This window comes from Bradyrhizobium sp. CCH5-F6, from assembly GCF_001556045.1.
GTDB lineage: Bacteria > Pseudomonadota > Alphaproteobacteria > Rhizobiales > Xanthobacteraceae > Bradyrhizobium.
This window is the reverse complement of the sequence record NZ_LSIC01000094.1, coordinates 14,612-40,220: the sequence shown is the minus strand read 5'-3', so window position 1 is coordinate 40,220 and position 25,609 is coordinate 14,612. Positions and strand designations below refer to the sequence as shown.

Sequence of the window (25,609 nt, the reverse complement as noted above, 5' to 3'; positions counted from 1 at the left end):
AGAGACGATGGTCGCCAGAGATCAGTTGTCAAAGCCGACCTTGTCCACCAGCGAGGCCGCCGCCTTGCGGTTGGCGGCGATCTTTGCGATCGGCAACGGATCTGGGCCGAGCTTGCCGTAGCCCGCGATGGTGGAGTTGATGGCGACGCCGCTCCGCACCGGATATTCGTAGTTCTGGTCGGCATACATCTGCTGCGCCTGCTCGCTGACGAGCCACTCGATCAGCTTGATGCCGTTGGCCTTGTTGGGCGCGTGCTTGGCGAGCAGCACGCCGGAGAGGTTGACGTGGGTGCCGCCGCCCTCGAACGTCGGCAGGATGACGCGGGTCGCTTCCGCCCACGGTTTCTTCTCGGGATCGTTGTTCATCATCAGCGCCCAGTAATAGGTATTGCCGATGCCAATGTCGCATTTGCCGGCGGCAACGTCACGCGCGGCTTCGCGATCGCCGCCCGACGGCTTCTGCGCGAGATTGGCCTTCACGCCGCGCAGCCATTCCTCGGCCTTGGCCTCGCCGTACTTGGCCGTGTAGGCCGCGAACAGGGCGTTGTTGTAGATGTGCTGGCCCGAGCGAATGCAGATCTTGCCCTTCCACTTGGGATCGGCGAGCTCCTCATAGGTGATCTTGTCCTGCTTGACGCGATCCTTCGAGGCATAGATCACGCGCGCGCGCATGGAGATGCCGGCCCAGTGTCCGTCCGGATCGCGATACTGCGCCGGCACGACCTTGTCGACCACCTCCGACTTGATCGGCTGGGTGACGCCGGCCTGCACGGCCTCGTCGATGCGGCCGATGTCCACCGTGAGCAGCACGTCGGCCGGACTGTTGGCGCCTTCCGCCTTCATGCGCTGCTCCAGACCGGAGCTTGCGGAGACGATATTGACCTTGATGCCCGTATCCTTGCTGAAGGCGTCGAACAGCGGCTGGATCAGCTTGGTCTCGCGATAGGTGTAGACGTTGACCTCGCCATTGGCGGCTGCTTTCGACACGAAGGAAAAGGTCAGACTCAACACCGCCGCGGACGCGGCGAGGACGCGAAGATTGATCATAAGGGCTGCTCCCAGGCGGGCGATTGAACGCCCGATTGAGTAGCGCAGGCGCTGCGGTAAAGTCAGCGACGCGATGTCGCGAGAGACATGACTTAGAGAGATTCCAATATTTGTTTAGATCGATTCTAATTAGCGGGGCGAGACGTTGATGAGAAAACGATGGACGCCGCTAACATCATGATCTAGCCGGCCACGTTTTACCCAGGCGCTGCGACACGCTGACCAGCCATGACGCCTCCTCCCGCACCAGGCGGAAGCCGAGATTGGCGGGCGGCACGCCTTGGGCGCAGCCGCCGGCGCGGGCGTCGCGGATGAAGTCGGTGACATAGGCGCGGTGCGCGCCTTCTGCGACGCGCACGCCGCAGTTCACGGTCGGGCGGATCGCATTGCCGCTCTCGTCAACCCGCGAGCGCACGAAGCAGGTCGCGGTCCACTCCCAGACGTTGCCGGCGAGATCTTCGATGCCATGCTCGTTCTGGCCGAACTTGCCGAACGGGTGGGCCGCGGTGTCGGAGACGTCGCGTTCGGACTCGCGCTCGTAGCGGCTGATCCAGCGCTTCGAAGGGTCGCTTGCATCGACCGGCACGCCATCGTCCTTGAATCTGGAGCCGGCGGCAAAGGCCCATTCCTCGTCGCTCGGCAGGCGATAATGGTGGCCGGTCTTGCGCGACAGCCAGCCCGCATAGGCCTCGGCATCGTGCCAGCTCACCTGCACCGCGGGGCGATCGGCGGCGATCGCGACGTCGCGGTCGAGCGCGCGGCAGGCGCCGTCCTGCACGCAAAGCCGATAGTCGGATGAGGAGACCTGATTCCGCATGATGTGCAGCGGCCGCTCCATCCGGATCGTGCGCAGCGGCGCTTCCGCCTGCTGCCCGCCGCGGGTGAAATCGCCGGCCTCACGATATGAGAAGCTGGAGGGGGCAACCGCGACCGTCGCCGGCTCGCCGCGCGCGTCGTGCCTCGTCATCTCGGAAACCAGAGGCGTGACGGCCAGTGGCCCCGCGAGCCCGGCCGCGCAGGCGAGCGCCAGCTTGAGTTTGAATGCGATCAGCATGGTTCTTCCCCCGAAGAAAGAAGGGGCCGGAGATCGATCACCGGCCCCTCGTCGCGTCTAGTTGGTGCTGGCAGGCGGTATCTCCGCAGGCGCCTTCACTTGCATCATCAGATCGTCGTTCCACTTGCCTTCGACCTTGAAGTGCGCGGTGGCGCCGAGATTGGCCGCCTCGATCAGATTGTGCGTGACATAGGCGTAGATGCCGGGTTGCTGGAATTTGTACAGTGCAGCTCCCGCCGACCCGCCGCGGATGAACCAGGTCTCGAGCCCGACCTCAGGTGCATTGCCGAACTTGCCGGTCTCCCAGACGTAATCGCCATGGCCGCCGATCAGATGCGGACGGCTGTCGCGATTGGCTTGCGAATGCACGATCAGCACGTTCTCCCCGACCTTGGCGGTGAGCGCGTTCTTGCCGGTGAGCGCGCCGACCTTGCCGTTGAAGACGACATGGGTGGGGATCAGCTTGTTCATCACCTCTTCCGTGTCGGTAAAGGCTTCTCCGGGCGATTCGTAGGACTTGAAGTTGCCCTTCTCGTCGCGCGGCACGTACATGTCCTGCTCGCCGATATAGTAGACCTTGTCGTATTTCAGCGCGCGGCCCTTGCCGTCGTTCAGCCCGTCGCGCGGCAGCACCATCACGGCACCGTTCATGCCGGAGACGACGTGCCAGGGGATCATCGGGCCGCCCGGTGCGCAGTGATAGACGAACACGCCGGTCTTGGTCGCCTTCCAGCGCAGCACGACCTGTTCGCCGGGATTGACGAGCGTGAGCTCGCCGCCACCGAGCGCGCCGGTCGCGGAATGGAAGTCGATGTTGTGCGGCATGGTGTTGGTGGCGGGATTGACCAGCGTCAGCTCGACATAGTCGCCCTCGTGGACGACCATGAGCGGTCCCGGCATCGAGCCGTTGAACGTCATCGCCTGGAAGGTGGTGCCCTTGTCGTCGATGATGACCTTCTTCTCCTCGACGGTCAGCTTGAACTCGACGATCTTGGGTGTCTGCGTCGTGGCCTGCTCATGCGCATGCACGAAGGGCGGGGCGACCAGCTCCACCTTCTGACGCGGCAGCTTGAGGTCGCTGGCTGCGAAGGCCGGCGCCGCCAACGTCAGGGCGGTCGCGGCGGCGCTGATCAATGCGGCTCTGCGTGTGAACATTGGAAGCATCCTTCATCTGAAAAGGTTTTGATGACGGAATGCAGTGTGCGCCGATCGCGACAAGCGTGTTTGCGCTGCGACAAGCTTCTGCCGTGATTCACCTCCGCGATGATACCTAGCTTGCCCTCAACGGAGCGGGGTCGGTGGCGGGACGTTGACCGCCTCCGAAGGCGTAATGCGGATGTCGAGCCGAGCGACTGCCAGCCGGGCAGCGGTGTCGACATTCTGGCACGTCACTGATCGTTGCCGTCGCGTTCGGCGTTTGCGGTTACCGGCGCCAACCATGCTCGGGATGGCCGAGCCTCAGCGTAACCGCATCAGCGGCAAGTCGTTCGCATCTTCCAGCTGAATGGCGATCTCGACCGGTCCGGTGCGTCCGGGCGAGACCGTAACGTTCGGCATAGCCTTTTCAGCACCGAGATCAGTGAAAAAGTCTCGGCTAGAGGGCTAGAGGAGGTGCACGGCAAGCCAGACCGTTGCCCAGACCCCCAGCGACAGCACGGCGAAGACGGCGATTGCCGCGGCCAGGGCGCGCACGATGCCGATAGGAGCTGATGTGGCCGGGGCCGGCCGGAAGTCATCGAAACGCGGAATATGGCCGCGGATGTCGAGCAGGGAGAGAATGAGTTCGAATGCGAGAAGGCTCATGGCGAACGCTCCGGATGGCCGCGCGAATTGTTCCGATCATGGCCGGAAGCCGGCCGCCGCGCTTTGAGCAAGCGCAAAGTCACTTCCGCGCATCCGGGTTAATTGAGTTCATTCCGTGATTTGCCGTGATGTCTGCGCGGCGGAAATTTACGATTGGGTAAGACATGAGAGCTGATCTTGCGGCGATCTACGGCGAGGAACGTCTTCCACGCTACACGAGCTATCCGACGGCACCGCACTTTTCGCCCGCGATCGGACCCGACACCTATGCCCGGTGGCTCGCGGAACTGCCGGCGGGCGCCAGCGCGTCACTTTATCTGCACGTGCCGTTCTGCCGCGAGATGTGCTGGTACTGCGGCTGCCATACCCAGATCGTCCGCCGCGACGAGCTGATCGCCGGCTACCAGCGGACGCTACGCAGCGAAATCGCGCTGGCCGCCGAGACCATCGGCCGACGTATCAAGGTCGAGCACATCCATTTCGGCGGCGGTACGCCGACGATCATGGCGCCGGAGGCCCTCGTCGAACTGATGGCGACGATGCGCCAGAAGTTCTTCGTGCTGCCTTCGGCCGAAATCGCGGTCGAGATCGATCCCCGCACATTGACCGCCGACATGGTCGAGGCCATGCGGCTGTCCGGCGTCAACCGCGCCAGCCTTGGCGTGCAGAGCTTCGATCCCGTGGTGCAGCGGGCGATCAACCGGGTGCAGAGTTTCGAGCAGACGGCTTCCGTGGTCGACATGCTCCGTCGCGCCGGGATCGAGGGGATCAATTTCGATCTGATCTACGGGCTGCCGCACCAGACCGTCGCTTCGTGCCTGGACACCGTGCGGCGCAGCCTCGCGCTCGCGCCCGACCGCTTCTCGGTGTTCGGCTATGCTCATGTGCCTGATTTCAAGAAGCACCAGCGCATGATCAATGAGGCCGTGCTGGCCGACGGCCTTGCGCGTCACGACCAGTCCTGCGCGATCGCGAATGCCCTGAAGGAGGCCGGTTACGTGCAGATCGGGCTCGATCATTTCGCGCGCCCCGGCGATTCCATGGCCGTGGCGCTCGAGCAGCGGACGCTGCGGCGAAATTTTCAGGGCTACACCACCGACAAGAGTGAAGTCCTGCTCGGCTTCGGCGCCAGCGCGATCGGACATCTGCCGCAGGGCTATGTCCAGAACGAGGTGCAGATCGGCGCTTATGCGCAGAGCATCGCCGCCGGCCGCCTCGCCACCGCGAAGGGCTATGGGCTTACCGACGACGACCGGCTGCGCGCCGACATCATCGAACGCATCATGTGCGAGTTCGGTGCCGATCTCGGCGACATCTGTGCGCGCCATGGTGCCGAGGCAGGCACGATGCTGAAATCGGCGGCGCGTCTGAAGCCGCTGATCTCTGACGGCATCGTGAGGTTGGACGGCGACCGGCTCGCCGTCGCCAAGGATTCGCGCTTCCTGGTGCGCAGCGTCGCCGCCGCTTTCGACGCGCATCTGGATCCGGGGAAGCAGCTGCATAGCAGGGCGGTGTAGCCCGTCATTCCGGGGCGCGCGAAGCGCGAGCCCGGAATCCATTTCTCCGCGTCATCTGCTGCACGATGGATTCCGGGCTCGCGCCAAGTGGCGCGCCCCGGAATGACGAGCTGAGGAACTGGGGACAGCTTGCGCTTCAACAAAGAGACTCTCGCACGCGCCGCTATCGTCTGTTCGGAACGGAGTTGTCCATGCCCTTCCGATCCGACGATCTGGTCGATGACATCATGCGCACGGCACCGCACACGGTCCGGGTGTTCCTCGCCTTCAGGATGGCTTGTGTCGGCTGTCCGATCGCGACCTTCCACACCGTGGACGACGCCTGCCGCGAGCATGGCATCGACCGCCAGAAATTCCTCGCCGCACTGAGCGATTGCGTGCCGGCGTGAACGTCTGGAATTCGCGCGGGCGCGCGCGGATTCGCGGTGAGGGAGCGCCTTCGCCGTCAGTGGAAGCGCCCCTGACCCCTATCTCGGGCGGAGATGTCCTCGGCGGCTCTCACGTCGCGCCGCTGTCGGCGTTCCGCTCCGCCAACACGACGATCTTGTGCGGCTCGCGCAGGACGATGCGCTGGCGGCCGCTCTCGACGAGGCCCTGGCTCTCCCAGCCGCTCAGGATGCGGCTGACGGTGTGCAGCGTGGTTCCAGTCATCTGTGCGATGTCCTGGCGGCTGATCGGGAAGTCGATCTCGATGCCGTGGTCGAGCTTCCTGCCGGATTGCTTGGCGAGGCGCAGCAGCGCGTGCGCGACGCGTTGCTCGACCTGCTGGGTCGACATTTCCAGGATGCGGGTGTGACTCTCCTGAAGCCGCGTGCCGACGGTCTGGAGCGTGTTGGCGGCGAGTGCCGGAAACCGCTCGACCAGCCGCGGCCAGGCCGAATTCGGCCAGATCAGCACGACGCTGTCATCGACCGCCAACGCCGTCGCCGGATAGCGCGCGGCTCCGATCGCCATCGCGAGGCCGAATGTCTCGCCGGGCGAGACATAGCGCACCACGATCTGCTCGCCGGTCGGCGTGGTCTTGGCCGCGCGGACATGGCCGTGCAGCAGCAGGAAGAAGGACTGCGCGTCCGCCCCCTGCTCGAAGATGGCACTGTTCTTGGGATAGCGCGCCGAGCGGGCCTCACGCAGAATCTCGTCCAGAGCTTCCGGCGTCACCCCGGCAAACAGCGGCAAATGCGCAACCAGCGATGTGTCGACCTTGGCCATTCTGCCTCCTTGGCGCTCGGGAGTGTCATGGCACCTGCAATCGTCAGGTAGTTTGCGATAGCGCAAAGCAGCCCGGCAGGCTGGCAGTATTTTTCCAGACAACGGACTGAATTCGTTGGAGTTGACCTCATGGCTGGCGCCCGATCCCGCAACTTTGCGGGCTGGCCGCTGTTTGCGAACAGCTTTCGGCCCTTCTTTCTGCTTGCCGCGATCCAGGCGGCGCTGTCGATCCTGGTCTGGCTGCCGATGTTCCATGGGGAATTGTCGGTGAGTTCCGCATTCGCACCGCGCGACTGGCACGTCCACGAGATGCTCTACGGCTTCCTGCCGGCCGTCATCACTGGCTTCCTGTTCACGGCGATCCCGAACTGGACTGGGCGGCTGCCGATCCAGGGTATGCCGTTGGGGGCGTTGCTGACTGTCTGGCTTGCCGGGCGGATCGCGGTGACGGTGTCGGCCAATATCGGCTGGGCGTTTGCGCTGATCGTCGATGCCGCCTTCCTGGCATTGGTCGTCGCGGCCGCGACTCGCGAGATCATCGCAGGCGGCAACTGGCGCAACCTGCCCGTCGTGGGGCTGGTGCTCGTTCTGCTCGCCGGCAACGTCGCCTTTCATGTCGAAGCGCATTACGAGGGCGGGGCCAATGTCAGCATCCGCGTCGGCATCGGCGTGGTCGTTCTGCTGATCGCCTTGATCGGCGGCCGCATCATTCCGAGCTTCACCCGCAATTGGCTGGTCAAGTTCAATCCCGGCCGTCTGCCCGTGCCGTTCGGACGCTTCGATGGCGCAGTGATCGGATGCAGTGCGCTCGCGCTCGTCTCGTGGATCGTGGCGCCGCTGAATGTCGTTACCGGTATCCTGATGGCTCTCGTCGGCGGGCTGCACCTGGTGCGGCTTGCGCGCTGGGCCGGCGATCGCACGTTCCGCGAGCGGCTGCTCGTGATCCTGCATGTCGGCTACTTCTTCGTGCCGTTCGGTTTCATCCTTCATGCGCTGGCGGTTCTCGATGTGCTGCCGCCAAGCGCCGGCATCCACGCTTGGATGGCGGGTGCGGCCGGCACCATGACGCTCGCAGTGATGACACGCGCGAGCCTCGGCCATACCGGACAGGCCTTGACGGCTTCGCCGGCGATCCAGGGAATCTATGCTGCAATCGTCATTGCGGCTCTGGCTCGGATCGCTGCCGTCATGTTGCCCGCGCATGACGACGTGTTGTTGCACGTCGCCGCCTGCGGCTGGGTCGTCGCCTTCCTGGGGTTTGCCGTGGCGTTCGGCCCGCTGCTCGCCGGCAGCCGGTGGCGTGCCCTCGCTACGATGGGCGTACCCGCTCCGGCGCGCTGAACTCGACTGCAGGCGCCGTCGGAGGCCGCTGGCCCTTGCGCCAGTCGGTGATGGTGCAGCCGAAGCGGTCGCGGAACCACCGCGCCATCACGCTCTGCGCGGAGAAGCCAAGCTGCACCGCGATGTCGGACAGCGGCCGGGCGGGGTCGTCGATCAGCTGCGTCACGAGATCGGCGCGCTGCGCGTCGAGGATGGCCGAGAAGCTGGTGCCCGATGCGGCGAGGCGGCGATGGATGGTGCGGCGAGTACAGGCGAGATGCTCGGCCACGCGCTCGACCGTGCAATCGCCGCTGGCGAGCAGGGTCCGCACCACCTCGTCGACCTTCTGCTCCCAATTTGCCGGCCGGGTCTCGATCGCCTCGATCCGCTTGCGCAGATAGTTCGCGATCAAGGGATGCGCGCTCGGGATGCGGCGCTCCATGTCGTGCGCCGACAGCAGGATCGAATCGTCATCCGCATTGAAGATCACGCGGCATCCGAAGAAGTCGCGGTAGCGCTTGCGGTCGTGCGGCGGCGGATAGTGCAGGTGCACCTCCTGCGGCCGCCAATCGCTGCCGAACAGCGACTGGATGATGCGGTGGACGCTGCCGAGCGCCATGTCGATCGACTGTCGGGGCGCACGCGGCTGCCGGCCGCGCAAGTGCATCGTGACCGTCACGGTCTGCTTGCCGCGCGTCACGTCCAGCCGCATGCCGTCGTGATGGATATGGATGAAGCGCGAGAATGCATCGATGGCCTCACCAACGGTCGCCTGTTCGCGCACGATGAGGCCGACTGCGCCGAAATTGGTCAGGCCGCCGCGCTCGGCCAGGCGCAGGCCGAAATCTTCAGCACCGGAAGCCTCGGCCGACAATTCGAGCAGGCGGCGCAGGCCGGTTACGGCGATGGGGGTATCCGGCTCGTCGAGGCAGGCCAGCGGCAGCCTGACCTTGCGCATCATCTGCCTGGGGTCGAGCCCAACCGACCGGGCAACCTCCGGAAAGTAGCTCAAGCCTGCGCTGCGAATGAGGTCGGTCATGCGAACCGTTCCTGCCAGCCATGCCCGCAGATGTCCCGTAATGTAAAATTTCTGTCCCGATCCGTCAAATCCGGGAACAGCCTGGAATATACATAACGAAAACCGAAGCACTGGCGTGAATGCCGTGCGCATGGCGGCGCGGCAGGGCGACGGGCCCGCGACCGTCACGGATCATTCGACCAAGACATTGCTGGATCGGGATTATGCCGGGAAACACGCTTTCCAAGGGTGAGGTATTCGTCATTGAAACTGACGCAGCCTCACGCGACCTACTTTCCAAGGCGCTCCAGCAGAGCGCCTATGACGTGATCTGCTTCGCCGACGGTGCGTCCCTGCTCTCGGAAGCGAAGGCACGGATGCCGGCCTGCGTGCTGCTGGAGATGCCGCCGGATCGCTCCGCGCTCGACGTGCTCAGGCGGCTGCGCGAGGAGAATTGCATGGCGCCGGTCCTGGTGACATCTGCGAATGGCAGCATCGCGATGGCAGTCGATGCGATCAGGAGCGGCGCGGCCGACTTCATCGAGAAGCCGTTCCGCACCCGGGACGTCGTCGACCGGATCGATGCCGCCATCGACGAATTCGCGCAACCTGGCGCGACCCGGCAGCGCTGGCTCCCAGGTTGCGAACCCCTGACCGCGCGCGAGGCCGACGTGCTCGAGCATCTCGCCGCGGGCCTCACCAACAAGGAGATCGCCCGGCGGATGCATCTGAGTGCGCGGACGGTCGAGGGTTACCGCGCCAGCATCCTGCGGAAGGCCGGCGCCCGCAACGTGACCGATCTGCTCCGGCGCATCTTCGGCAAAGGCTCGCAAACAGAAGCCTGAGTCTCGGCCGCGGTCGCGGCTACGCGTTCCGCGGTCATGGTGCTGCCGTACCGACGCCCCACGGAAACCCCAATCGAACCAGTTCCTTGCCTGCCGCGTCTCATCACGATGGCGAGGCATTTCATCGCGCGCGTCCGGCTGGCGGCGCGGCGATACCGGCAGGAGGGACTTTATGCGCATCACCGCCAAATGGTTGGCAACCACGAGCCTGGTCCTTGTGGCCGCGGCCATCGCATGGCCGTCATGGGCGGCCAACGTGGACGCCACGTCGGCGATCGACACGGTGACCGTCTATCCCGACGGCGCCACCGTCACCCGCGTCATTTCGCTGGATCTCGCCTCCGGCGATTCGACGCTGGTCGCCAGGGATTTTCCGCTCTCGCTCGATCCGTCGTCCCTCCGCGTGGAAGGCGAGGCGGGCGCCAAGCTCACCATCGGCACGATCGACGCGCGGCCGCCGAAGGCCGCCGCGCCCGCGAACTTGCCCGAGCTCGACAAGCGCATCGAAGCGCTGAGAGATCAGCGGGCCGATCTGCAGGGTGCGATCGACTCGGCCAATGCCCGGCGCAAATTTGCGGATCATTTCGCCGAAGCCTCTCCCGCCGGCCTCGGCGACAAGGGCGAGGCCCGGCCGATCGCCGAATGGCGAGCGGCCTTTGCCGCCGTCGCCGAGGAGGTCGCGACCGCCGATACCGCGATCCGCGATGCCACACGAAAGCAGCGCGAGATCGATCGCCAGATCGCACAGCTCGAGGCCGAGCGCTCGGCGAAGCCGCCGAGCAAGCTGGAGGTGCGGATCGACGTTGCCTCAGCCGCGGCGACCAAGGCGACGCTGCGAGTGACCTACGCCGTGCGCAACGCGCGCTGGGTGCCGCTCTATGACGCCCGGCTCGACACCGGCGCCAAGGACCGCAAACCGCAGCTCGAACTCGTCCGCCGCGCCGAGGTCACGCAATCGACCGGCGAGGACTGGTCGAACGTGACGCTCGGCGTTTCCACGGTCCGCATCGGCCGCGGCGGCAGCGCCCCCGAGCTGAACTCGCTGGTCGCGCAATATCCGCATGTTCCCAAGCCGCTGGCTCTCGGCACGGCTTCCGATCTGGCGCGACCGGCGCCGATGACGCGCCAGGCGCAATCGCCGGCCATGGCCAAGATCGCGGAGGCGACTGAGTCGCGCGAGCGCGCAGACGAGCAACAGGCGGTCGCCGAGATCGGCGACTTCCAGGCCACTTTCAAAATTCCCGGCCGCGTCAGCCTCGGCGCCGCCGAGGGCGCCAAGAGCCTGCGCATCGCTTCAATGACCGTACCGGCCGATCTCGCAGTGCGCGCGGCACCGGTGATGGATCCGACTGCCTTCCTCGAAGCCAGCTTCAAGCAGACCGACGATACCAGCCTCTTGCCGGGCAAGATCGCGATTTACCGTGATGGCACTTTCGTTGGCCGCGGCAAGATCACGGCGTCCGCCAAGGACGACATCGTGCGGCTCGGCTTCGGCGCCGACGACAAGGTCAGAATCGAGCGGGCGGTGGTCAAGCGCAACGAAGGTTCGGCCGGCCTGCTCGTGACGACGTCGAAGACCGACGAGCGTTCGTTCAAGACCACGATCCGCAACGGCCACGACTTCCCGATCAAGGTCGCAATCGAGGATCAATTGCCGATCAGCGAGAACGAGGACATCGTCGTCGAGATGCTGCCCTCGAGTACCCAGCCGACCGCAAGCAACATCCGCGACAGGCGCGGCGTGCTGGAATGGTCGTTCGACGCCAGGCCCGGCGAAGTCAAGGACATCAACTTCGCCTGGCGCATCCGCTGGCCGAAGGACAAGAGCATAGTGATCGTCCCGGCGGGGTAGGTTGCCAGCCACAAACGAGGTGCGCTCCCTCTCCCGCTTGCGGGAGAGGGTTGGGGTGAGGGCTCTTTCGTGTGGGGGAGTCTTCGTCGTTGAGACACTCTCTCCCCAGCGCTCCCCGCAAGCGGGGAGCGCATCAACTTTGCGGAAGCACCGCCCGCATCGATTGCGGTAGCACGAATGGCACGCCGTCGTCGGTCTGATGGACGACGGCGTCGATCTCGAAAATGTCCCGGATGGTCTGCCGCGTGACGACCTCCGCGCGCGGCCCGTCAGCGGCAACCCTGCCGCCATTCAGCACGATCAGCCGATCGGCGAAGCGGATCGCGAGGTTGAGGTCGTGCAGGATCGCGATGACGGCCGTGCCGGTGGCAGCGCGGCGGCGGGCCGCTTCGACGAGGTCGATCTGGTGACGCAGATCGAGGCTCGAGGTCGGCTCGTCCAGCAGTAAAAGTCCCGGACCGTGCTCGGCCTCGCCGCAGGCGAGCTGAACCAGCACGCGGGCGAAATGGGCGCGCTGCTGCTCCCCGCCCGACAGCGTCGGCAATTGCCGTTCGCGGAAACGTGCGAGGCCGACCTCGTTCAGGGCCGAGTCGACGAGCGGTCCAGCCTCGTGCAAGCTGCGCTCGCCTGCTCCCATCAGCACGATCTCCTCGACCGTGAACGGGAAGGTGACGTTGATGTGTTGGGACAGCATGGCGCGGCGCGCGGCGAGCTCGCGCGGCGTGAAGCGGCGGATGTCGCGCTGCTCGAGTCTCACCTCGCCTGCGCTCGGGCGAAGATCGCCGGAGAGCAGCCGTAGCAGCGTCGATTTGCCGGCGCCGTTCGGGCCGATGATCGCGACCATCTCGCCGGCTTCGACGGCGAGGCTGACGCCATCGAGCAGCGTCGCGCGGCCGGCGCGCTTGCTCAGAGCCCGGGCCTCGATGACGGCGGTCATAATGCGGCGAGCCCGCGCTGCCGCAGCAGGATGAAGAGAAAGACCGGTGCGCCGACCGCGGCGGTCAGAATGCCGATCGGCATCTCGGCCGGCGCCACGATGGTGCGCGCCAGCGTGTCGGCGCCGACCATCAGGATGGCGCCTGATAGCATCGAGGCCGGCAGCAGCAGGCGATGCGCAGGCCCGATCACGAGGCGGAGCAGATGCGGCACGACGATGCCGACGAAGCCGATGACGCCACTGATCGACACGGCGACGCCGGTCATGGCGGAGACCATGACGATCGAGATCCGCTTCAGACGCTCGACATCGACCCCGCCGTGAAAGGCGTCGGCCTCGCCAAGCACCAGCAGATCGAGACCGCGCGCGATGAAGGCGCAGGCGGCAAGTCCGATGACGAGGACCGGCGCGAGCACGGCGGCCTTGGTCCAGGTCGCGCCGCTCATCGAGCCCAGCATCCAGAACGTGATGTCGCGGAGCTGGACGTCGTCGGCGATGAACACCAGGAGGCCGATGCCGGCGTTGGTGATGGCGGTGATGGCGACGCCGGCGAGCAGGAAGATCGCGATCGAGGTCCGTCCCGAGCGGCTCGAGATGCCATAGAGAATTGCGGTCGTCGCCAGCGAGCCCGCAAATGCCGCCAGCGGCAACAGCTCGGTCTGGAGAAAGCGCAGCGCCTCGCCGAAGCGCGAATCCGTGAAGACGATTGCGCATGCGGCGGCGAGCGCGCCGCCGCTGGAGACGCCGACCAGGGCGGGATCGGCGAGCGGGTTGCGAAACAGCCCCTGCATGATCGCGCCGGCCGCGGCAAGCAGGCCGCCGATCATCGCGGCCGCCGCCACCCGGGGAATGCGGATCGACCACAGCACGAGCTGGTCGCGGGCCGTCATGGCAGTGCTTTCGCCGGACAGGCCCAGCGCGGCAGGCAGCCGGGAGAGGGGGATGCCCGCCGCGCCGACCGTGAGCGCGACGATGACGGTGACCAGCAGCACCGTGAGCAGAGTGGGGATCGCGAACGATGCGGACCGCCGTCGCGCGCTCTGTGCTTCGATCCCGGCCGCCACGCTCATTGTCGGCAGTTCGCCGCCGACAAGGCCGACGTGAACGTGCCGCCGCCGGCCAATGCCGGATAGAGCTTGACGGAAAGATCGCGCGCCGCCGCTGCCGTCCGCGGCCCGAAGCCGAGCAGATAGAGCCCGTCCATGGTGATGAAGCTCTTGTTGGCCGCGACCGGCGTCAGCGCGAAACCGGGATGGGCATAAACCGCGTCGGCCTGGAGCGACTCCTTGCCCCGCTCGATCGACAGTGCGACGTCGGGCTTCGCCGCCACGATCGCCTCGTCGCCGATGATCTTGTAGCCATCGTAATCATCAACCGCGTTGGCCGCGCCGGCGAGCCGGATGATCTCGTCAGCTGCGGTCTTGTGCCCGGCGACCATCGCCCGTCCGTTCTGGAGCGACATCACGAACATCACGCGCATCGGCTTCGTCACCTTGGCGCGCAGTGCGCGGAGCTGCGCGAGATCGGCGCCGACAGCGGCGCTCAGACATTCGGCACGCGCGTCGGCGCCCATGGCGTGGCCGACCAGTCTTATCTTCTCGATCAGGCCTTCCTCGGAGAAGGTCTCAGGCACCAGCACCAGCGGCACCTTGGCCGCCTCCAGGATGTCCATGGTCTCGCGCGGGCCCGATCCCTGGATCGCAAGGATCAGGGAGGGGTTGAGGCCCAGCACGCCCTCGGCCGAGATCTGGCGCATGTAGCCGACATTGGGTTTGTCGTGCAGCGCCGCCGGCGGATAGAGGCTCGTCGTATCGACGCCGACCAGCCGGCTCTCGAGCCCGAGCGCATAGAGGATCTCGGTGATGGCGCCGCCGATCGAGACGGTGCGCGCGAAGTCGGTGATGGCAACATCGCGGTTTCGCGCATCATGCACTTTGATGCCGGCAGCGTATGCGCCGGACACGAACGCGAACGTAGCGGAGAGCAGGAGACAAGCGAAGATGCGACAAAATGCCATTGCGATTCACTTCGTCAGGATCAGCTTGTTCTGCGAGGTCAGGCGCAGGCGATAGCTGTCCTCGCCATGCGCGATGATGATCTCGCGCTCGGCCGCAAACAGCTCGCGGCTGTCGATCCGGCTCCCTCGCATGGTGAGGGTTCTCGTTGTTGGCTCTGCCGCGACGCCGCCGCCGTCTCCGGATGTTGCTGACATTGTTGTTGTGATGCGCCTTCGAAAAGTCAGATGTGTCCTGCTTTGTATAAGCGGCGCGAGGCGCATTCCAACGGCGGCAATTTACAATCGATATAAACTGCAATCAGTTGTCATTGACCGTCAGAGTGTTGCCACGTAACCAATTATGGCAGCGGGGTGACTTCCCGCGGTTAGAGAAACGAGCCAGCCAGTCGTTCGCGTTGCGAGCGCACGCCAGCCAAGAGACTCCAAAATCAAAGTGAAGTGCAGGCTGGGGCTGATATGGCTGACGGGGCTAGGTATTCGCGCGCCCTGATCTTGGGCGCGTCGGTGGTTTCAATCGCGGCATTGGTGACGGAGAGCAGCCTCGCGCAGACCGCGTCGCCGCAAGCCGAAAGTGCGTCGTCAGAGCGGCCGAAGCAGGCCAAGCGCAAGCCGGCCAAGCCGCTGGTCGCGCAGCAGGCGGCGCCTGAGGTGATGAATGCCCGCGCCCAGGTGGTTGTCGGCGTTCAGGCGCTCGATACCATCACGGCTGCGGCAACGAAGACCAAGGAGCGCGCGATCGACTCGCTCGCGCCGGTCAGCTCGATTTCGCTCGACCAGATCCAGGGGCTTCAGCCCAACCGTTTGTCGGGTATCTTCTATGCCGTGCCCGGCGTGTCGTTCCAGGAGCGCGGCGACGATCCTGCGACCGTCATCAACATCCGCGGCTTGCAGGATTTCGGTCGCGTCGCGGTCGTCGTCGATGGCGCGCGGCAGAACTACCAGCGCACCGGCCACAATGCCAACGGCTCCTTCTTCCTCGATCCCGAACTGATCGGCGGCGTCGATGTGGTGCGCGGACCGACCGCCAACATCTACGGCTCCGGCGCGATCGGCGGCCTGGTTTCGTTCCGCACCAAGGACATCAACGACGTGCTGCGCCCCGGCGAGCGCTGGGGCGTCGATCTCTCGGGTTCCTACGGGTCCAACAACAATCGCGGGCTGGGTTCGGTGTTCGGCGGCGTGCGCGCCACGCCCGATGTCGATATCTTCGGCGGCGCGGTCTACCGCACGCAAGGCAACTACAAGGACGGCAACGGCAGCGAGATCGGCAACACCGGTAACCAGGTCGAGAGCGGCCTGATGAAGCTCACGGTCCGGCCGGCTCTCGGTCACGAGGTCAAGTTCGGTGCCGTCTTCCAGGACTATCAATACGATATCGGCCAGTTCAACCGCGGTCCGGTGGCAACGGCGGCACAACGCGCGCTCTATCAGGGCTCGTCGGTCTACGCCTCCGATGCGAAGAACTACACCGGGACCATCACCTGGAACTATTCGCTGCCGAGCGACAATTTGTTCGACTGGCATATGTCGGTCTACGGCAATCGCGTCGACAATGACCAGACCAAGACCTATCACTACTCCACGTCCGGCGGCGCCTATTGCGGGACCGGCAATTTCGGCAACAACATCTCGGGCTGCGTCGGCGACAAGCGTGGCTATGTCCTCAATACCTACGGCATCGACGTCAACAACACCACGCGCTTCAACGTGGGCGACTGGCGCAACGCTGTCACCTGGGGTGTCGATGCCTTCCAGGACGACGTGATCACGACCGACAGCCGCGGCAACTCCAACATCACCACGCCGAGCGGCATCCGCACCGTGTCCGGCGGTTTCATTCAGCTGAAGCAGAACTACAGCACCTGGTTCGAGGCGGTGAGCGCGATCCGCTATGACCGTTACGACCTCGACTCCGGCAGGACCAACGCCGGTGGCGATCGCTTCTCGCCGAAGATTACCCTCGGCGTCACGCCAGTGCCGGGCTTCCAGCCCTATGTCAGCTACGCCGAAGGCTATCGCGCGCCGTCCATCACTGAGACAGTGATCTCCGGTGCGCATGCGACGGGTGGTGGTCCTGCTTTCTTCAACTGCCCCGACGGCACGGTCGGCCTGTTTTGCTTCCTGCCCAACCCGAACCTCCGTCCCGAGGTGGGCAAGAACAAGGAAGTCGGCTTCAACCTGAAGTATGACAACATCTTCAGTGCCAATGACTCGTTCCGCGGCAAGATCAATCTCTTCCGCAACGATGTCAGCGACTACATCGACCTCGTCGCCTCGGCACCGACCCCGGTGCCGCCATTCGGTTCGTTCAGCCAGTACTACCAATACCAGAACATCGCCAATGCCCGCATCGAGGGCTTCGAGGCGGAGACGATGTACGATGCCGGCAGCTGGTTCATTGGTGTCGCCGGTCACTACATCAAGGGCAAGAACGTCGCTACCAACATCGGGCTCGCGACCATCACTCCGCGGAAGGTCGTCACGACCGGAGGTGTTCGCCTGCTCGATCGCACGCTGATCCTGACGGCGCAGTGGGCCTCGTTCGGCGCCAACAACGATGTGCCCGCCGGCTATCTCCCGGCGACCGGTTACGAACTGGTCAATCTGTACCTGACCTACAACGCGACCAAGGACATCGTGTTCACGGCCTCGATCGACAATCTTCTGAACCAGTACTACCGGCCTTACGCCATTCCCGGCAGCTCGACGGACGGCACCTCGCAGAATGACGTGCTGTGGTCGAGCCCGGGTCCGGGCAGAGTCTACAAGGCCGGAATGAAGATCCATTTTGGAGGTGCGTAAGCCGACCGGTGCCGCAGCATCACAACCTCCGCCGGGCCGCGCTGATGCTCCAGCGCGGCTTCGGTGCGTTTTCGTCCAGATCAGAAGGAGAGACTTTCATGTTCATCGCAATGAATCGTTTTCAAGTGAAGCCAGGCTCGGAAGCGGCGTTCGAGACCGTCTGGCGCACACGCGAATCCTATCTCGGCAGCATGGCCGGCTTCGTCGAATTCCATTTGCTCAAAGGGCCGGTGCTCGAGGACCATACGCTGTATTCCTCGCACACCGTGTGGGTGGACAAGGCCGCCTTCGAAGCCTGGACGCGCTCGGAGGAGTTCCGCCGTGCTCATGCGCGTGCCGACAACAAGACCGGCGAGAGCCTCTATCTCGGCCATCCCAAGTTCGAGGGGTTCGAAGTCATCATGACCGAGCGCAAGACGAACGCGGCCGCTTAGATCGCGGCGGATCACGATAGGAAGCCGCACATGCTGAGCACCGATCTCGCCGATCTCAAGGCGTATATGGCGGACAATCCCGGCGCGGTGATCGAGGACGTTGCGCGCGAGCGCAAGGTCACTCCGCGCGCGGTGATCGAGGCGCTGCCGTCGTCCATGGTGCGCGTGGGAGGCGGCGAGCATTTCGCCGCCGCCATGCAGGACATCGCCGAATGGGGCGAGGTCACGCTCATCGTGCACACGGACGATGCGATCTTCGAGTTCACAGGTCGTATTCCCGCGGGCGAGATCGGCCGCGGCTATTTCAACCTGATGCAGCCGAAGGGACTGCACGGCCATCTCCGCCACGAGCGCTGTGCGGCCCTCGCCTTCGTCGAACGTCCCTTCATGGGCAAGACGTCCGCCTTCGTCGCTTTCGTGAACGCCGACGGCGGCATCATGTTCAAGGTCTTCGTCGGCCGCGACGAGACCCGGGCGCTGCGCGGAGACCAGTTGGCGCGGTTTCGGCAACTTGCGGACCGGATCGCGGCGCAGCCCGTGGCGTAACTTTCCCTCTGTCTGTCGGGAGATCAGGATGCAGGGCAAATTCGGGCTTGGGCATGTGATCATGACAATCGCGGTGGCGGTTGCACCGGCACCCGCCTTCGCAATTGACCAGGCGTTGTTGCCGCGCAATTTGTCACCGTGGGGCATGTTCCAGGGCGCCGACATCGTCGTGAAAACGGTGATGGTGGGACTGGCCATCGCCTCGCTGGTGACGTGGACGGTGTGGCTTGCCAAGACCATCGAGCTGCGACGCAAGGGCTTGCTCGCCTTGCAGCGGACGCGCGCGCTCGAAGGCAACATCACGCTGGCCGAGGCATCCGCACGGGCCGGCGATGCGCGCGATGCGGTCGCCCAGCTCATCCAGTCCTGCGCCAGGGAGGCGGAGCTGTCGGGCGGCGTGCTCGACGACGGACTTCAGGAGCGGGTCGCGCTGCGGCTGGAGCGGGTCGAGGCGGCGATGTCCAGGCAGATCGCGCGGGGCACCGGCGTGCTCGCGACCATCGGCGCCACCGCGCCGTTCGTCGGCCTGTTCGGCACGGTCTGGGGCATCATGAATGCCTTTATCGGCATCTCCGAGAGCCACACCACCAGCCTTGCAGTGGTCGCGCCCGGCATCGCGGAGGCGCTGCTTGCCACCGCGCTCGGGCTCGTCGCCGCGATCCCGGCAGTCGTGATCTACAACCACCTCGTCCGAGGCGTTGCCAATTACCGCGCGCTGCTTGGCGACGCCTCGGCACAGCTCATGCTGCTGGTCAGCCGCCAGCGCGACCACAGGGAATTTCGTCTGGCGCGGGCGGCGGAGTAGAGCCATGGCGGCAAAGCTCAGCGCATCGAAGCTCGGCTCGCGCGGCGACGCGGGCGAGCTCGACGTGACTCATGAGATCAACGTCACGCCGTTCATCGACGTGATGCTGGTGCTGCTGATCATCTTCATGGTGGCCGCACCGCTTGCCACGGTCGACATCGGCGTCGAACTGCCGGCGACCGCCGCCGAGCCCGCGCCGCGGCCAGACAAGCCGGTCTTTGTCACCGTGAAGCCGGATCTTTCGGTTGCAGTCGGCGAGGAGCTCGTTACCCGCGACACGCTCGGCACCTCGCTCGCTGCCGCCACCAAGGGCCGCAAGGACGAGCGCATCTATCTGCGCGCCGACAAGTCCGTGAGCTACGGCGACCTGATGGAGGTGATGAACGGCTTGCGCAATGCCGGCTATCTCAAGGTCGCCCTGGTGGGCCTAGACGGGCGCAGCTGATGGCCGCGAACGCGTTTGCCCTGCACGAGCCGCTCGGCGAGCGCGAAAGCGCGCGCTGGGGCGTCTCGGCGGCCGTGATCGTGGCGTTGCACATCGGCGCTGCGCTGCTGGCGATGCACTGGATCAGGTCGCAGCCGGAGCAGGGCGTCAGCCTGCCGGCGATCATGATCGACATGGCGCCGGTGACGTCAGCGCCGCAATCGACGCCGGTCGACACCGCGCCGGGGCCAGTGATGGAAGAGGCCGACGCTTCGCCGCCGGAGCCCATGCAGCGGCAGACGGTCGAGGAAACCATCGCGCCTACACCGCCGCTGGAAAAGCCGGACGTGGTTGCACCTCCGGAGCATAAATTGGAGCCCACGCCGGCCAGGCCCGAGCCGGCGAAGATCGTACCGCAAGAAAAGCCTGCGTCCGAAAAGCCGAAGGTGGTTCGTCGCGAGGCCAGGAAGCCGTCGGAGGCGCCGCCCGCGCCGCGCACCAGCGCGCCGCCGCGTGCCGAGCGCGAGGCGCCTGCGGCGTCAGCCATGAGCGCGGGCGCTCTCGCGTCTCTGGTTGCAACCTATAATCAGCGCGTTCGAGCGCACCTGATGCGCTTTCATTCCTATCCGTCGAGCGGCAACGATCAACGAGGGCTGGTCCGGGTGAGTTTCACGATCGGACGCAACGGCCAGATCATATCCAGCCGCATCAGCCCGTCCGGCGTTCCCGCGTTCGATGCCAAGGCGCTGTCGATGATCCGGCAGGCCGCGCCGTTCCCGCCATTCCCGCCGGAAATCAGGAACAGCTCGATGGACTTCACTATTCCCGTGGACTTTACGGTGCGGTGACGCTTCCTCTCACTCCCTATCCCCATCCTAACGGGAGAGCGTGAGAGGCTGTCTCTGCAAACCCATCGTCAGCGTGGGAATGGAGTTCTATCCTCGTCATTGCGAGCGCCGCGAAGCAATCCAGAATCTTTCCGCGTAGGTTAGCTAGATTGCTTCGCTGCGCTCGCAATGACGGCGGGTGAGGAGAGCCGCTATCGTTCCAAACCTCCTCCCGCGGGAGCGGGAAGAGGAAAGAGGAATAGCGAGCGGGGTTCGCTCACTTCGCCTTCAGGAAATCCGCGACCTCGAGCAGCACGAACTCGTTGTCGTCGGCCTTGTTGGGATCGCGGCTGGAGGAGAACGGCAGGTTGTTGTCGTTGCCGACGATGATGTGGGTGTCGTCGACGCGATCGACGTTCTCGATGGTGAAGAACGGGAAGGTGTAGACGCCGTCGTTGAGCGGCTTCTTCGCCTTCTTGTCGGGATCCTTGATCTTCATCAGGTCGATATAGCCGATCTTGCGCACGGGCTTGCCGACATTGGCGTCGGTGAGCTCGATCTTGTAGACCCGCTTGAACTTGGCGAGATCGGGAAAGCAGTTCTCGCCGCGGGTGCCTTGCGGGCAGGCCTTGTCGGCGGTGCCTTCGCCGTTGTCGCGCTCGATGATGAGGCCGGAGGCCTGGTCGATCATGTTGAAGTCGCCGATGGCGTTGCCGTTCTGCTCGAACACATACTGCCAGTAACGGCCGGTGAACTTTTCGGCAGCGACGTCGAATTCGAGGATGCGGGCGGCTTCCTTGCCGTCGACCTTCTCCCAGTCCTTCTTCTCGGCATCCCACAGCGGGCCTTCGAGCAGGCCATAGAGGAACTTGCCGTCCTTGGACGCCGCAAAGCCCTCATAGCCCTTGGAGCGGCGGAGGTTGACGTTGGTGTAGGTCGCGCCGGGCGCGGCCGGCGTTCCCACGGCCCAATTGTCGGGCGAGCGCACCGGCTTGCCGTCGGCGACCGTATCGAACACGCCGAGGATCTTGCCGGTCTTGTCGGCCTTGAGGATGTAGGGGCCGAACTCGTCGCCGATCCAGAAGGTGTCACCGACGATCTGGAAGCCCTCGGTGTCGAAATCGGAGCCGGTGAGATAGCGCTTCTGGGTATCCTCGTGCACGATGCGGAAGGGCACCTTCTTGTCGGGATCGTGCAGGAAGATGGTTTCCTGTCGCTCGATCTTGCCGCTCGCCCAATCCATCTTGTAGCGGTTCAGGTACAGCATCGAATCCGGCGAGTTGGCGCGGGCACCCATGCCGTTGTCGGTGATGACCCAGAAACTGCCGTCGGACATGGTCTTGATGCCCGAATGCCCCTGGAGCGGCTGGCCCTTGAACGGCAGCGACACGCCGGTCGCGCGCTCATAGGACTTGCCCATGACGGTGCCGATCGCATCGACCCGCTTGCCGGTGGTGTATTTGCCCGACGTCTTGAGATCGGCGGGTGCGTCAGCCGGCGCATCGATGAACGAGGCGGCCGGCATCACCACGTGGCCGGCGAGCTTGGCCGGGAATTCGCCTTCGCTCTGCGCGAGCGCGGAGCTCGCGGCCAGAATGATCGTTGCGACGGTGCTGAGAAAAGTCGCGCGCATGTGCGTCTCCTGTTGGCGGACGCATGCGTTATGCGGACGGCACATTGCAGTTTTGTGAAGCCGGGCCAAACGCCGCAGCCGCCGGCTACTCCTTCACCGCTCCGGTCAGCGACGAGACGTAGTAATCCACGAACAGCGAGTAGAAGATCGCGACCGGCAGCGAGCCGAGCAGCGATCCCGCCATCAGCGCGCCCCACTGGTAGACGTCGCCGGTGACGAGCTCGGTCAGGATCGCGACCGGCACGGTCTTGTTGGCGCCGCTCTGGATGAAGGCGAGCGCGTAGATGAACTCGTTCCAGGACAACGTGAAGGAGAAGATGCCGGCCGAGATCAGCCCGGGCACCGCGAGCGGCAGCGTGATCCGCCGCAGGATCTGCAGCCGTGTGGCACCATCGACCAGCGCACATTCCTCGAGCTCGTAGGGGATCGACTTGAAGTAGCCGATCAGGAGCCAGGTGCAGAACGGTACCAGGAAGGTCGGATAGACCAGGATCAGGGCAAGCGGCGAGTCGAACAGGCCGAACTGCACGACGACGGTGGCGAGCGGAATGAACAGGATCGACGGCGGCACCAGATAGGCGAGATAGATGCCGAGGCCGACATAGGGGCTGCCGCGGAAGCGCAGGCGCTCGATGGCATAGGCGGCGAGCGTGCTCGCGATCAACGACAGCGTGGTCGACCCGATCGCCACCAGCATCGTCGTCCATAGCCAATGCGGATAGGCCGTGTTGAACAGCAGATGCTTGATGTGCGCCAGCGTCGGCGAGGAGATCCAGAACGGGTTGTGATCCTTGTAGTTCATCAGCTCCGCGTTCGGCTTGAACGAGGTGATCGCCATCCAGTAGAACGGAAACAGGAGGATCAGGACGAAGCAGCCGAGCGGGAGGTAGATCATCATCAGGCGCCGCAGCCCGGAATCCCAGGCCATGGTGTCGGGCGCCGCCTTCGCGTCCGCGACCGCCGGTTGGACGACACTATCAGTCATTGCTTTCTCCCTGCTGCCATTTGCGGCGGGCCAAACCGAAATAGGAGAACAGCGTCGCGAACACCAGGAACGGGATCATCGACACTGCGATCGCCGCCCCTTCGCCAAGTTCTCCGCCGGCGATGCCGCGCTGGAAAGCCAGTGTTGCGAGCAGGTGAGTCGAGTTGCCGGGGCCACCGCGCGTGATGGCGTAGACGAGCTGGAAGTCAGTAAAGGTGAAGATGATCGAGAAAGTCATGACGATGGCGAGGATCGGCATCATCATCGGGAACGTGATGTAGCGGAAGCGCTGCCAAGCGCTGGCGCCGTCGAGCATCGCCGCCTCGTACAGCGAGGGCGAGATGGTCTGCAGGCCCGCCAGCAGCGAGATCGCGACGAAGGGAATGCCGCGCCAGATGTTGGCGGCGATCAGCGAAAAGCGCGCCGGCCAGGGCGAGCCGAGGAAGTCGATATTGCTCGACCGCCAGTGCAGCACGTCGACCAGGAGGTAAGAGATGATCGAGAACTGCGGATCGTAGATCCACCAGAACGCCAGCGCCGACAGCACGGTCGGCACGATCCAGGGCAGCAGGATGATCGCACGCAGGACGCTCTTGAACGGAAAATGGTTGTTGAGCAGCAGCGCCAGCCAGAAGCCGAGGGCGAACTTTCCGAACGTGGCGACGCCCGTGTAGAGAATGCTGTAGAATACCGCGTTCCACCAAAGGGAGTCGGTGAGCAGGTACTGGAAGTTCTCGATTCCCACATAGACGCCGCGCCGGCCGATCGTGGTGTCGGTGAAAGCAAGCCAGATGCCGAGACCGAGCGGATAGGTCAGGAACACGGTGAGCAGGCCGATCGCGGGCGCGAGGCACATCACGATCAGGAACGGCTTGTAGTCGAACAGGCGGACCAGCCAGGAGGGCTGACGATGCGCCAGGGCGGAGGAGGAAAGTGTCGTCACGGACATCAGTTCGTTGTCCTGTCTGTGTAAGTCACTTCACCGTCATTGCGAGGAGCTCGCGACAAAATTGCGTAGCAATTTTGCGCTGTAGCGACGAAGCAATCCAGGCTGTAGCCGCGCTGTGCGGACTGGATTGCTTCGCTTCGCGCCAAATGACGGCCGTTACTTCTGCCGCCGGAAGTACCGCTTGCAGCGCTGCTCGGCTTCCGCGGCCGCGGCCTCCGGCGTGGCAGACCCCGTCGCAACCGCAGAGAACATCTGGATGAGCACGTAGTCGGCGCTGACGGCACCCGTCGCCGTCGATATCGGGCCCTTGTAGCCGTCGTAATAGGTGCTGTTCATCGTGTCCTTGAACAGCTTGACCTTGGGATCCTGCGACCACACGGCGGCCTCGGCATAGGCGGCCAGCGGCTGGGACCAGTAGCCGGAGTTGGCATTGAGCCACGGCTCGTACTGGTCCTTTTCCAGCATGTATTGCAGGAAGGCCTTTGCGGCGTTGGGATACTGGCTGTGCTTGAACAGCATGGCGTTCAGGGTCAGGCCCGCCATGGGCGAAATCTTCGCAACGCCCTTGGGCAGCAGCTGATGCTCGCTGTCCTCGGCAATCGCCTTGGTCGCCGGATCATTCTTCAGCGAGAAGTACAGCGAGACGCCGTTGGCGGTCAGCGAGATCTCCTGCGAGGAGTAGGCGCGGTTGTTGCTGACGTCGTTCCATGATGGCGTGCCGGCGATGAAGGTCGGATAGAGCTGCTTGACCCAGTTCAGCGCGGCGATCGTCTCCTTGCTGTTGATGACGACGTTGCCTTCCTCGTCGAGCAGGGAGCCGTTGTGCGACCATAGCGCCCAGTTTGCGAAGCCGTTGCCGTCGCCCTTGGCGTTGCCCAGCGCGAAGCCGGCCGGCTTGCCGGCCTTGTGCAGCTTCTGGCACAGGTCGAGAATCCCGGCATGGTCTTCCGGCACCTTGTCGAAGCCGACCGATTGCAGGATCGACTTGCGGTAGATCAGGGGGCCCGCGGTGGCACCGAACGGCAGTCCGATCCAGGCGTCGCTCTTGTTCTTCTTGCCGTAGCGTTGCGCCAGCGGCAGCCAGCCGCCGTACCGCTTGCCGACATAGTCCGCGACGTCGGTCAGCTCGATCAGCTTGTCGATGTAGATGTGCGGCGCATCCGAGAAGCCGATGATGATGTCGGGGCCGGCGCCGGAATTGGCGGTCACCGCGGTCTGCTGGTTGATGTCTTCCCAGCCGACGAAGTCGACCTTGACCTCGACCCCGGTCTCCTTGGTGAACTTCGCCGCATTGGCGCGGAAGACGTCCTCGTCGGCCTGGACGAAGCGCACCGGGCGCAGCATGCGCAAGGATGCGCCCTTTTCGATATCGCGCTTGGGCGCGGGCACGTCGGCGGCCTTGATCGTCGACGTCTGTGTTTGCGCTGCAGCACCGGTGGCTGCGAGCGTTGCAGCGGATAGACCCAGCGCCAAGGCATCACGACGTGTGATGTCGTTCCTCATTGGTTCCTCCCTATGATGTCTCCCCTCCCGGCGTTGATCGCCGGTGAAGGGCCGTTTCGGTCGTCGGCGCGTTCTACGCCGG

At 64.8% G+C, this 25,609-nt stretch carries 25 protein-coding genes; 11 read left to right on the top strand and 14 right to left on the bottom strand.

Annotated elements, in window-relative coordinates; translation table 11 throughout:
- Positions 1 to 21: 21 nt before the first annotated feature.
- From AX729_RS16650 to AX729_RS16635, 4 genes are all read right to left on the bottom strand, one after another.
- Entirely contained in the window at positions 22 to 1,047 is a 1,026-nt protein-coding gene (locus AX729_RS16650) for a Fe(3+) ABC transporter substrate-binding protein (RefSeq protein ID WP_061024900.1), read from the bottom strand.
- A gap of 175 nt (positions 1,048 to 1,222) precedes the next feature.
- On the bottom strand, positions 1,223 to 2,101 hold the full coding sequence (locus tag AX729_RS16645) for an SUMF1/EgtB/PvdO family nonheme iron enzyme (RefSeq protein ID WP_061024898.1): 879 nt from the start codon (positions 2,099 to 2,101) through the stop codon (positions 1,223 to 1,225).
- A 57-nt stretch (positions 2,102 to 2,158) separates the two neighbouring features.
- Positions 2,159 to 3,256 (bottom strand): copper-containing nitrite reductase, encoded by a 1,098-nt coding sequence (gene nirK, locus AX729_RS16640; protein WP_061024897.1) that lies wholly within the window; start codon positions 3,254 to 3,256, stop codon positions 2,159 to 2,161.
- Positions 3,257 to 3,703: 447 nt separating this feature from the next.
- Positions 3,704 to 3,904: a hypothetical protein gene (locus AX729_RS16635; RefSeq protein WP_061024894.1), complete on the bottom strand. Its 201-nt coding sequence runs from the start codon at positions 3,902 to 3,904 to the stop codon at positions 3,704 to 3,706.
- A gap of 164 nt (positions 3,905 to 4,068) precedes the next feature.
- Between AX729_RS16635 and hemN the strand changes: the two genes are divergently transcribed.
- Positions 4,069 to 5,421 (top strand): oxygen-independent coproporphyrinogen III oxidase, encoded by a 1,353-nt coding sequence (gene hemN, locus AX729_RS16630; protein WP_061024892.1) that lies wholly within the window; start codon positions 4,069 to 4,071, stop codon positions 5,419 to 5,421.
- A 191-nt stretch (positions 5,422 to 5,612) separates the two neighbouring features.
- Positions 5,613 to 5,810 carry a DUF1858 domain-containing protein gene (locus tag AX729_RS16625; RefSeq protein ID WP_061024890.1) on the top strand — a complete coding sequence of 66 codons (198 nt, stop codon included), beginning with the start codon at positions 5,613 to 5,615 and terminating at the stop codon, positions 5,808 to 5,810.
- 109 nt (positions 5,811 to 5,919) lie between these two features.
- On the opposite strand, the gene AX729_RS16620 is transcribed toward AX729_RS16625, so the two are convergent.
- The gene (locus tag AX729_RS16620; RefSeq protein ID WP_061024889.1) at positions 5,920 to 6,630 is read right to left on the bottom strand and encodes a Crp/Fnr family transcriptional regulator; all 711 of its coding nucleotides are present in this window, start codon (positions 6,628 to 6,630) and stop codon (positions 5,920 to 5,922) included.
- 129 nt (positions 6,631 to 6,759) lie between these two features.
- On the opposite strand from AX729_RS16620, the gene AX729_RS16615 reads away from it, so the two are divergent.
- Positions 6,760 to 7,971 (top strand): NnrS family protein, encoded by a 1,212-nt coding sequence (locus AX729_RS16615; RefSeq protein WP_061024887.1) that lies wholly within the window; start codon positions 6,760 to 6,762, stop codon positions 7,969 to 7,971.
- Here the strand turns inward: AX729_RS16615 and AX729_RS16610 are convergent.
- Positions 7,940 to 8,989: an AraC family transcriptional regulator gene (locus AX729_RS16610; protein WP_061024884.1), complete on the bottom strand. Its 1,050-nt coding sequence runs from the start codon at positions 8,987 to 8,989 to the stop codon at positions 7,940 to 7,942. The two genes, AX729_RS16615 and AX729_RS16610, sit on opposite strands and share 32 nt — an antisense overlap.
- Positions 8,990 to 9,192: 203 nt before the next feature.
- Here AX729_RS16610 and AX729_RS16605 point away from each other — a divergent pair, with 203 nt between their 5' ends.
- A complete protein-coding gene (locus AX729_RS16605) occupies positions 9,193 to 9,813 on the top strand; it encodes a response regulator transcription factor (protein WP_061024882.1) in 621 nt (206 codons plus the stop codon).
- 172 nt (positions 9,814 to 9,985) lie between these two features.
- Positions 9,986 to 11,665: a mucoidy inhibitor MuiA family protein gene (locus AX729_RS16600; RefSeq protein ID WP_061024880.1), complete on the top strand. Its 1,680-nt coding sequence runs from the start codon at positions 9,986 to 9,988 to the stop codon at positions 11,663 to 11,665.
- A gap of 133 nt (positions 11,666 to 11,798) precedes the next feature.
- On the opposite strand, the gene AX729_RS16595 is transcribed toward AX729_RS16600, so the two are convergent.
- The 4 genes from AX729_RS16595 to hemP are packed head-to-tail and all read right to left on the bottom strand — an operon-like array spanning position 11,799 to position 14,751.
- Positions 11,799 to 12,602: a heme ABC transporter ATP-binding protein gene (locus AX729_RS16595; RefSeq protein WP_061024878.1), complete on the bottom strand. Its 804-nt coding sequence runs from the start codon at positions 12,600 to 12,602 to the stop codon at positions 11,799 to 11,801.
- The gene (locus tag AX729_RS16590) at positions 12,599 to 13,672 is read right to left on the bottom strand and encodes a FecCD family ABC transporter permease (protein WP_061024876.1); all 1,074 of its coding nucleotides are present in this window, start codon (positions 13,670 to 13,672) and stop codon (positions 12,599 to 12,601) included. The genes AX729_RS16595 and AX729_RS16590 overlap by 4 nt, the downstream gene beginning before the upstream one ends.
- On the bottom strand, positions 13,669 to 14,619 hold the full coding sequence (locus AX729_RS16585) for a heme/hemin ABC transporter substrate-binding protein (protein ID WP_061024874.1): 951 nt from the start codon (positions 14,617 to 14,619) through the stop codon (positions 13,669 to 13,671). The genes AX729_RS16590 and AX729_RS16585 overlap by 4 nt, the downstream gene beginning before the upstream one ends.
- A 6-nt stretch (positions 14,620 to 14,625) precedes the next feature.
- The gene (hemP, locus tag AX729_RS16580) at positions 14,626 to 14,751 is read right to left on the bottom strand and encodes a hemin uptake protein HemP (RefSeq protein WP_081492870.1); all 126 of its coding nucleotides are present in this window, start codon (positions 14,749 to 14,751) and stop codon (positions 14,626 to 14,628) included.
- Between the two features lie 324 nt (positions 14,752 to 15,075).
- Between hemP and AX729_RS16575 the strand changes: the two genes are divergently transcribed.
- The 6 genes from AX729_RS16575 (at position 15,076) to AX729_RS16550 (ending at position 20,478) form a co-directional block, all read left to right on the top strand.
- Positions 15,076 to 17,421 carry a TonB-dependent hemoglobin/transferrin/lactoferrin family receptor gene (locus AX729_RS16575; RefSeq protein ID WP_082770453.1) on the top strand — a complete coding sequence of 782 codons (2,346 nt, stop codon included), beginning with the start codon at positions 15,076 to 15,078 and terminating at the stop codon, positions 17,419 to 17,421.
- Between the two features lie 98 nt (positions 17,422 to 17,519).
- Positions 17,520 to 17,855, top strand: a complete 336-nt coding sequence (hmuQ, locus tag AX729_RS16570) for a heme-degrading protein HmuQ (RefSeq protein WP_061025284.1) — start codon at positions 17,520 to 17,522, stop codon at positions 17,853 to 17,855.
- Positions 17,856 to 17,885: 30 nt separating this feature from the next.
- On the top strand, positions 17,886 to 18,401 hold the full coding sequence (hutX, locus tag AX729_RS16565) for a heme utilization cystosolic carrier protein HutX (protein WP_061024868.1): 516 nt from the start codon (positions 17,886 to 17,888) through the stop codon (positions 18,399 to 18,401).
- 28 nt (positions 18,402 to 18,429) lie between these two features.
- Entirely contained in the window at positions 18,430 to 19,206 is a 777-nt protein-coding gene (gene exbB, locus AX729_RS16560; RefSeq protein ID WP_061024865.1) for a tonB-system energizer ExbB, read from the top strand.
- 4 nt (positions 19,207 to 19,210) lie between these two features.
- Positions 19,211 to 19,651 (top strand): TonB system transport protein ExbD, encoded by a 441-nt coding sequence (gene exbD, locus AX729_RS16555; RefSeq protein ID WP_061024863.1) that lies wholly within the window; start codon positions 19,211 to 19,213, stop codon positions 19,649 to 19,651.
- A complete protein-coding gene (locus tag AX729_RS16550; RefSeq protein WP_061024860.1) occupies positions 19,651 to 20,478 on the top strand; it encodes a TonB family protein in 828 nt (275 codons plus the stop codon). The genes exbD and AX729_RS16550 overlap by 1 nt, the downstream gene beginning before the upstream one ends.
- A 256-nt stretch (positions 20,479 to 20,734) precedes the next feature.
- Here the strand turns inward: AX729_RS16550 and AX729_RS16545 are convergent, their stop codons facing one another.
- From AX729_RS16545 to AX729_RS16530, 4 genes are all read right to left on the bottom strand, one after another.
- Positions 20,735 to 22,090, bottom strand: a complete 1,356-nt coding sequence (locus AX729_RS16545) for an esterase-like activity of phytase family protein (protein ID WP_061024857.1) — start codon at positions 22,088 to 22,090, stop codon at positions 20,735 to 20,737.
- A gap of 85 nt (positions 22,091 to 22,175) precedes the next feature.
- Entirely contained in the window at positions 22,176 to 23,018 is an 843-nt protein-coding gene (locus AX729_RS16540) for a carbohydrate ABC transporter permease (RefSeq protein WP_245325234.1), read from the bottom strand.
- 49 nt (positions 23,019 to 23,067) lie between these two features.
- Positions 23,068 to 24,024 carry a carbohydrate ABC transporter permease gene (locus AX729_RS16535; protein WP_061024853.1) on the bottom strand — a complete coding sequence of 319 codons (957 nt, stop codon included), beginning with the start codon at positions 24,022 to 24,024 and terminating at the stop codon, positions 23,068 to 23,070.
- A gap of 156 nt (positions 24,025 to 24,180) precedes the next feature.
- Positions 24,181 to 25,527, bottom strand: a complete 1,347-nt coding sequence (locus AX729_RS16530; RefSeq protein ID WP_061024852.1) for an ABC transporter substrate-binding protein — start codon at positions 25,525 to 25,527, stop codon at positions 24,181 to 24,183.
- Positions 25,528 to 25,609: the final 82 nt, after the last annotated feature.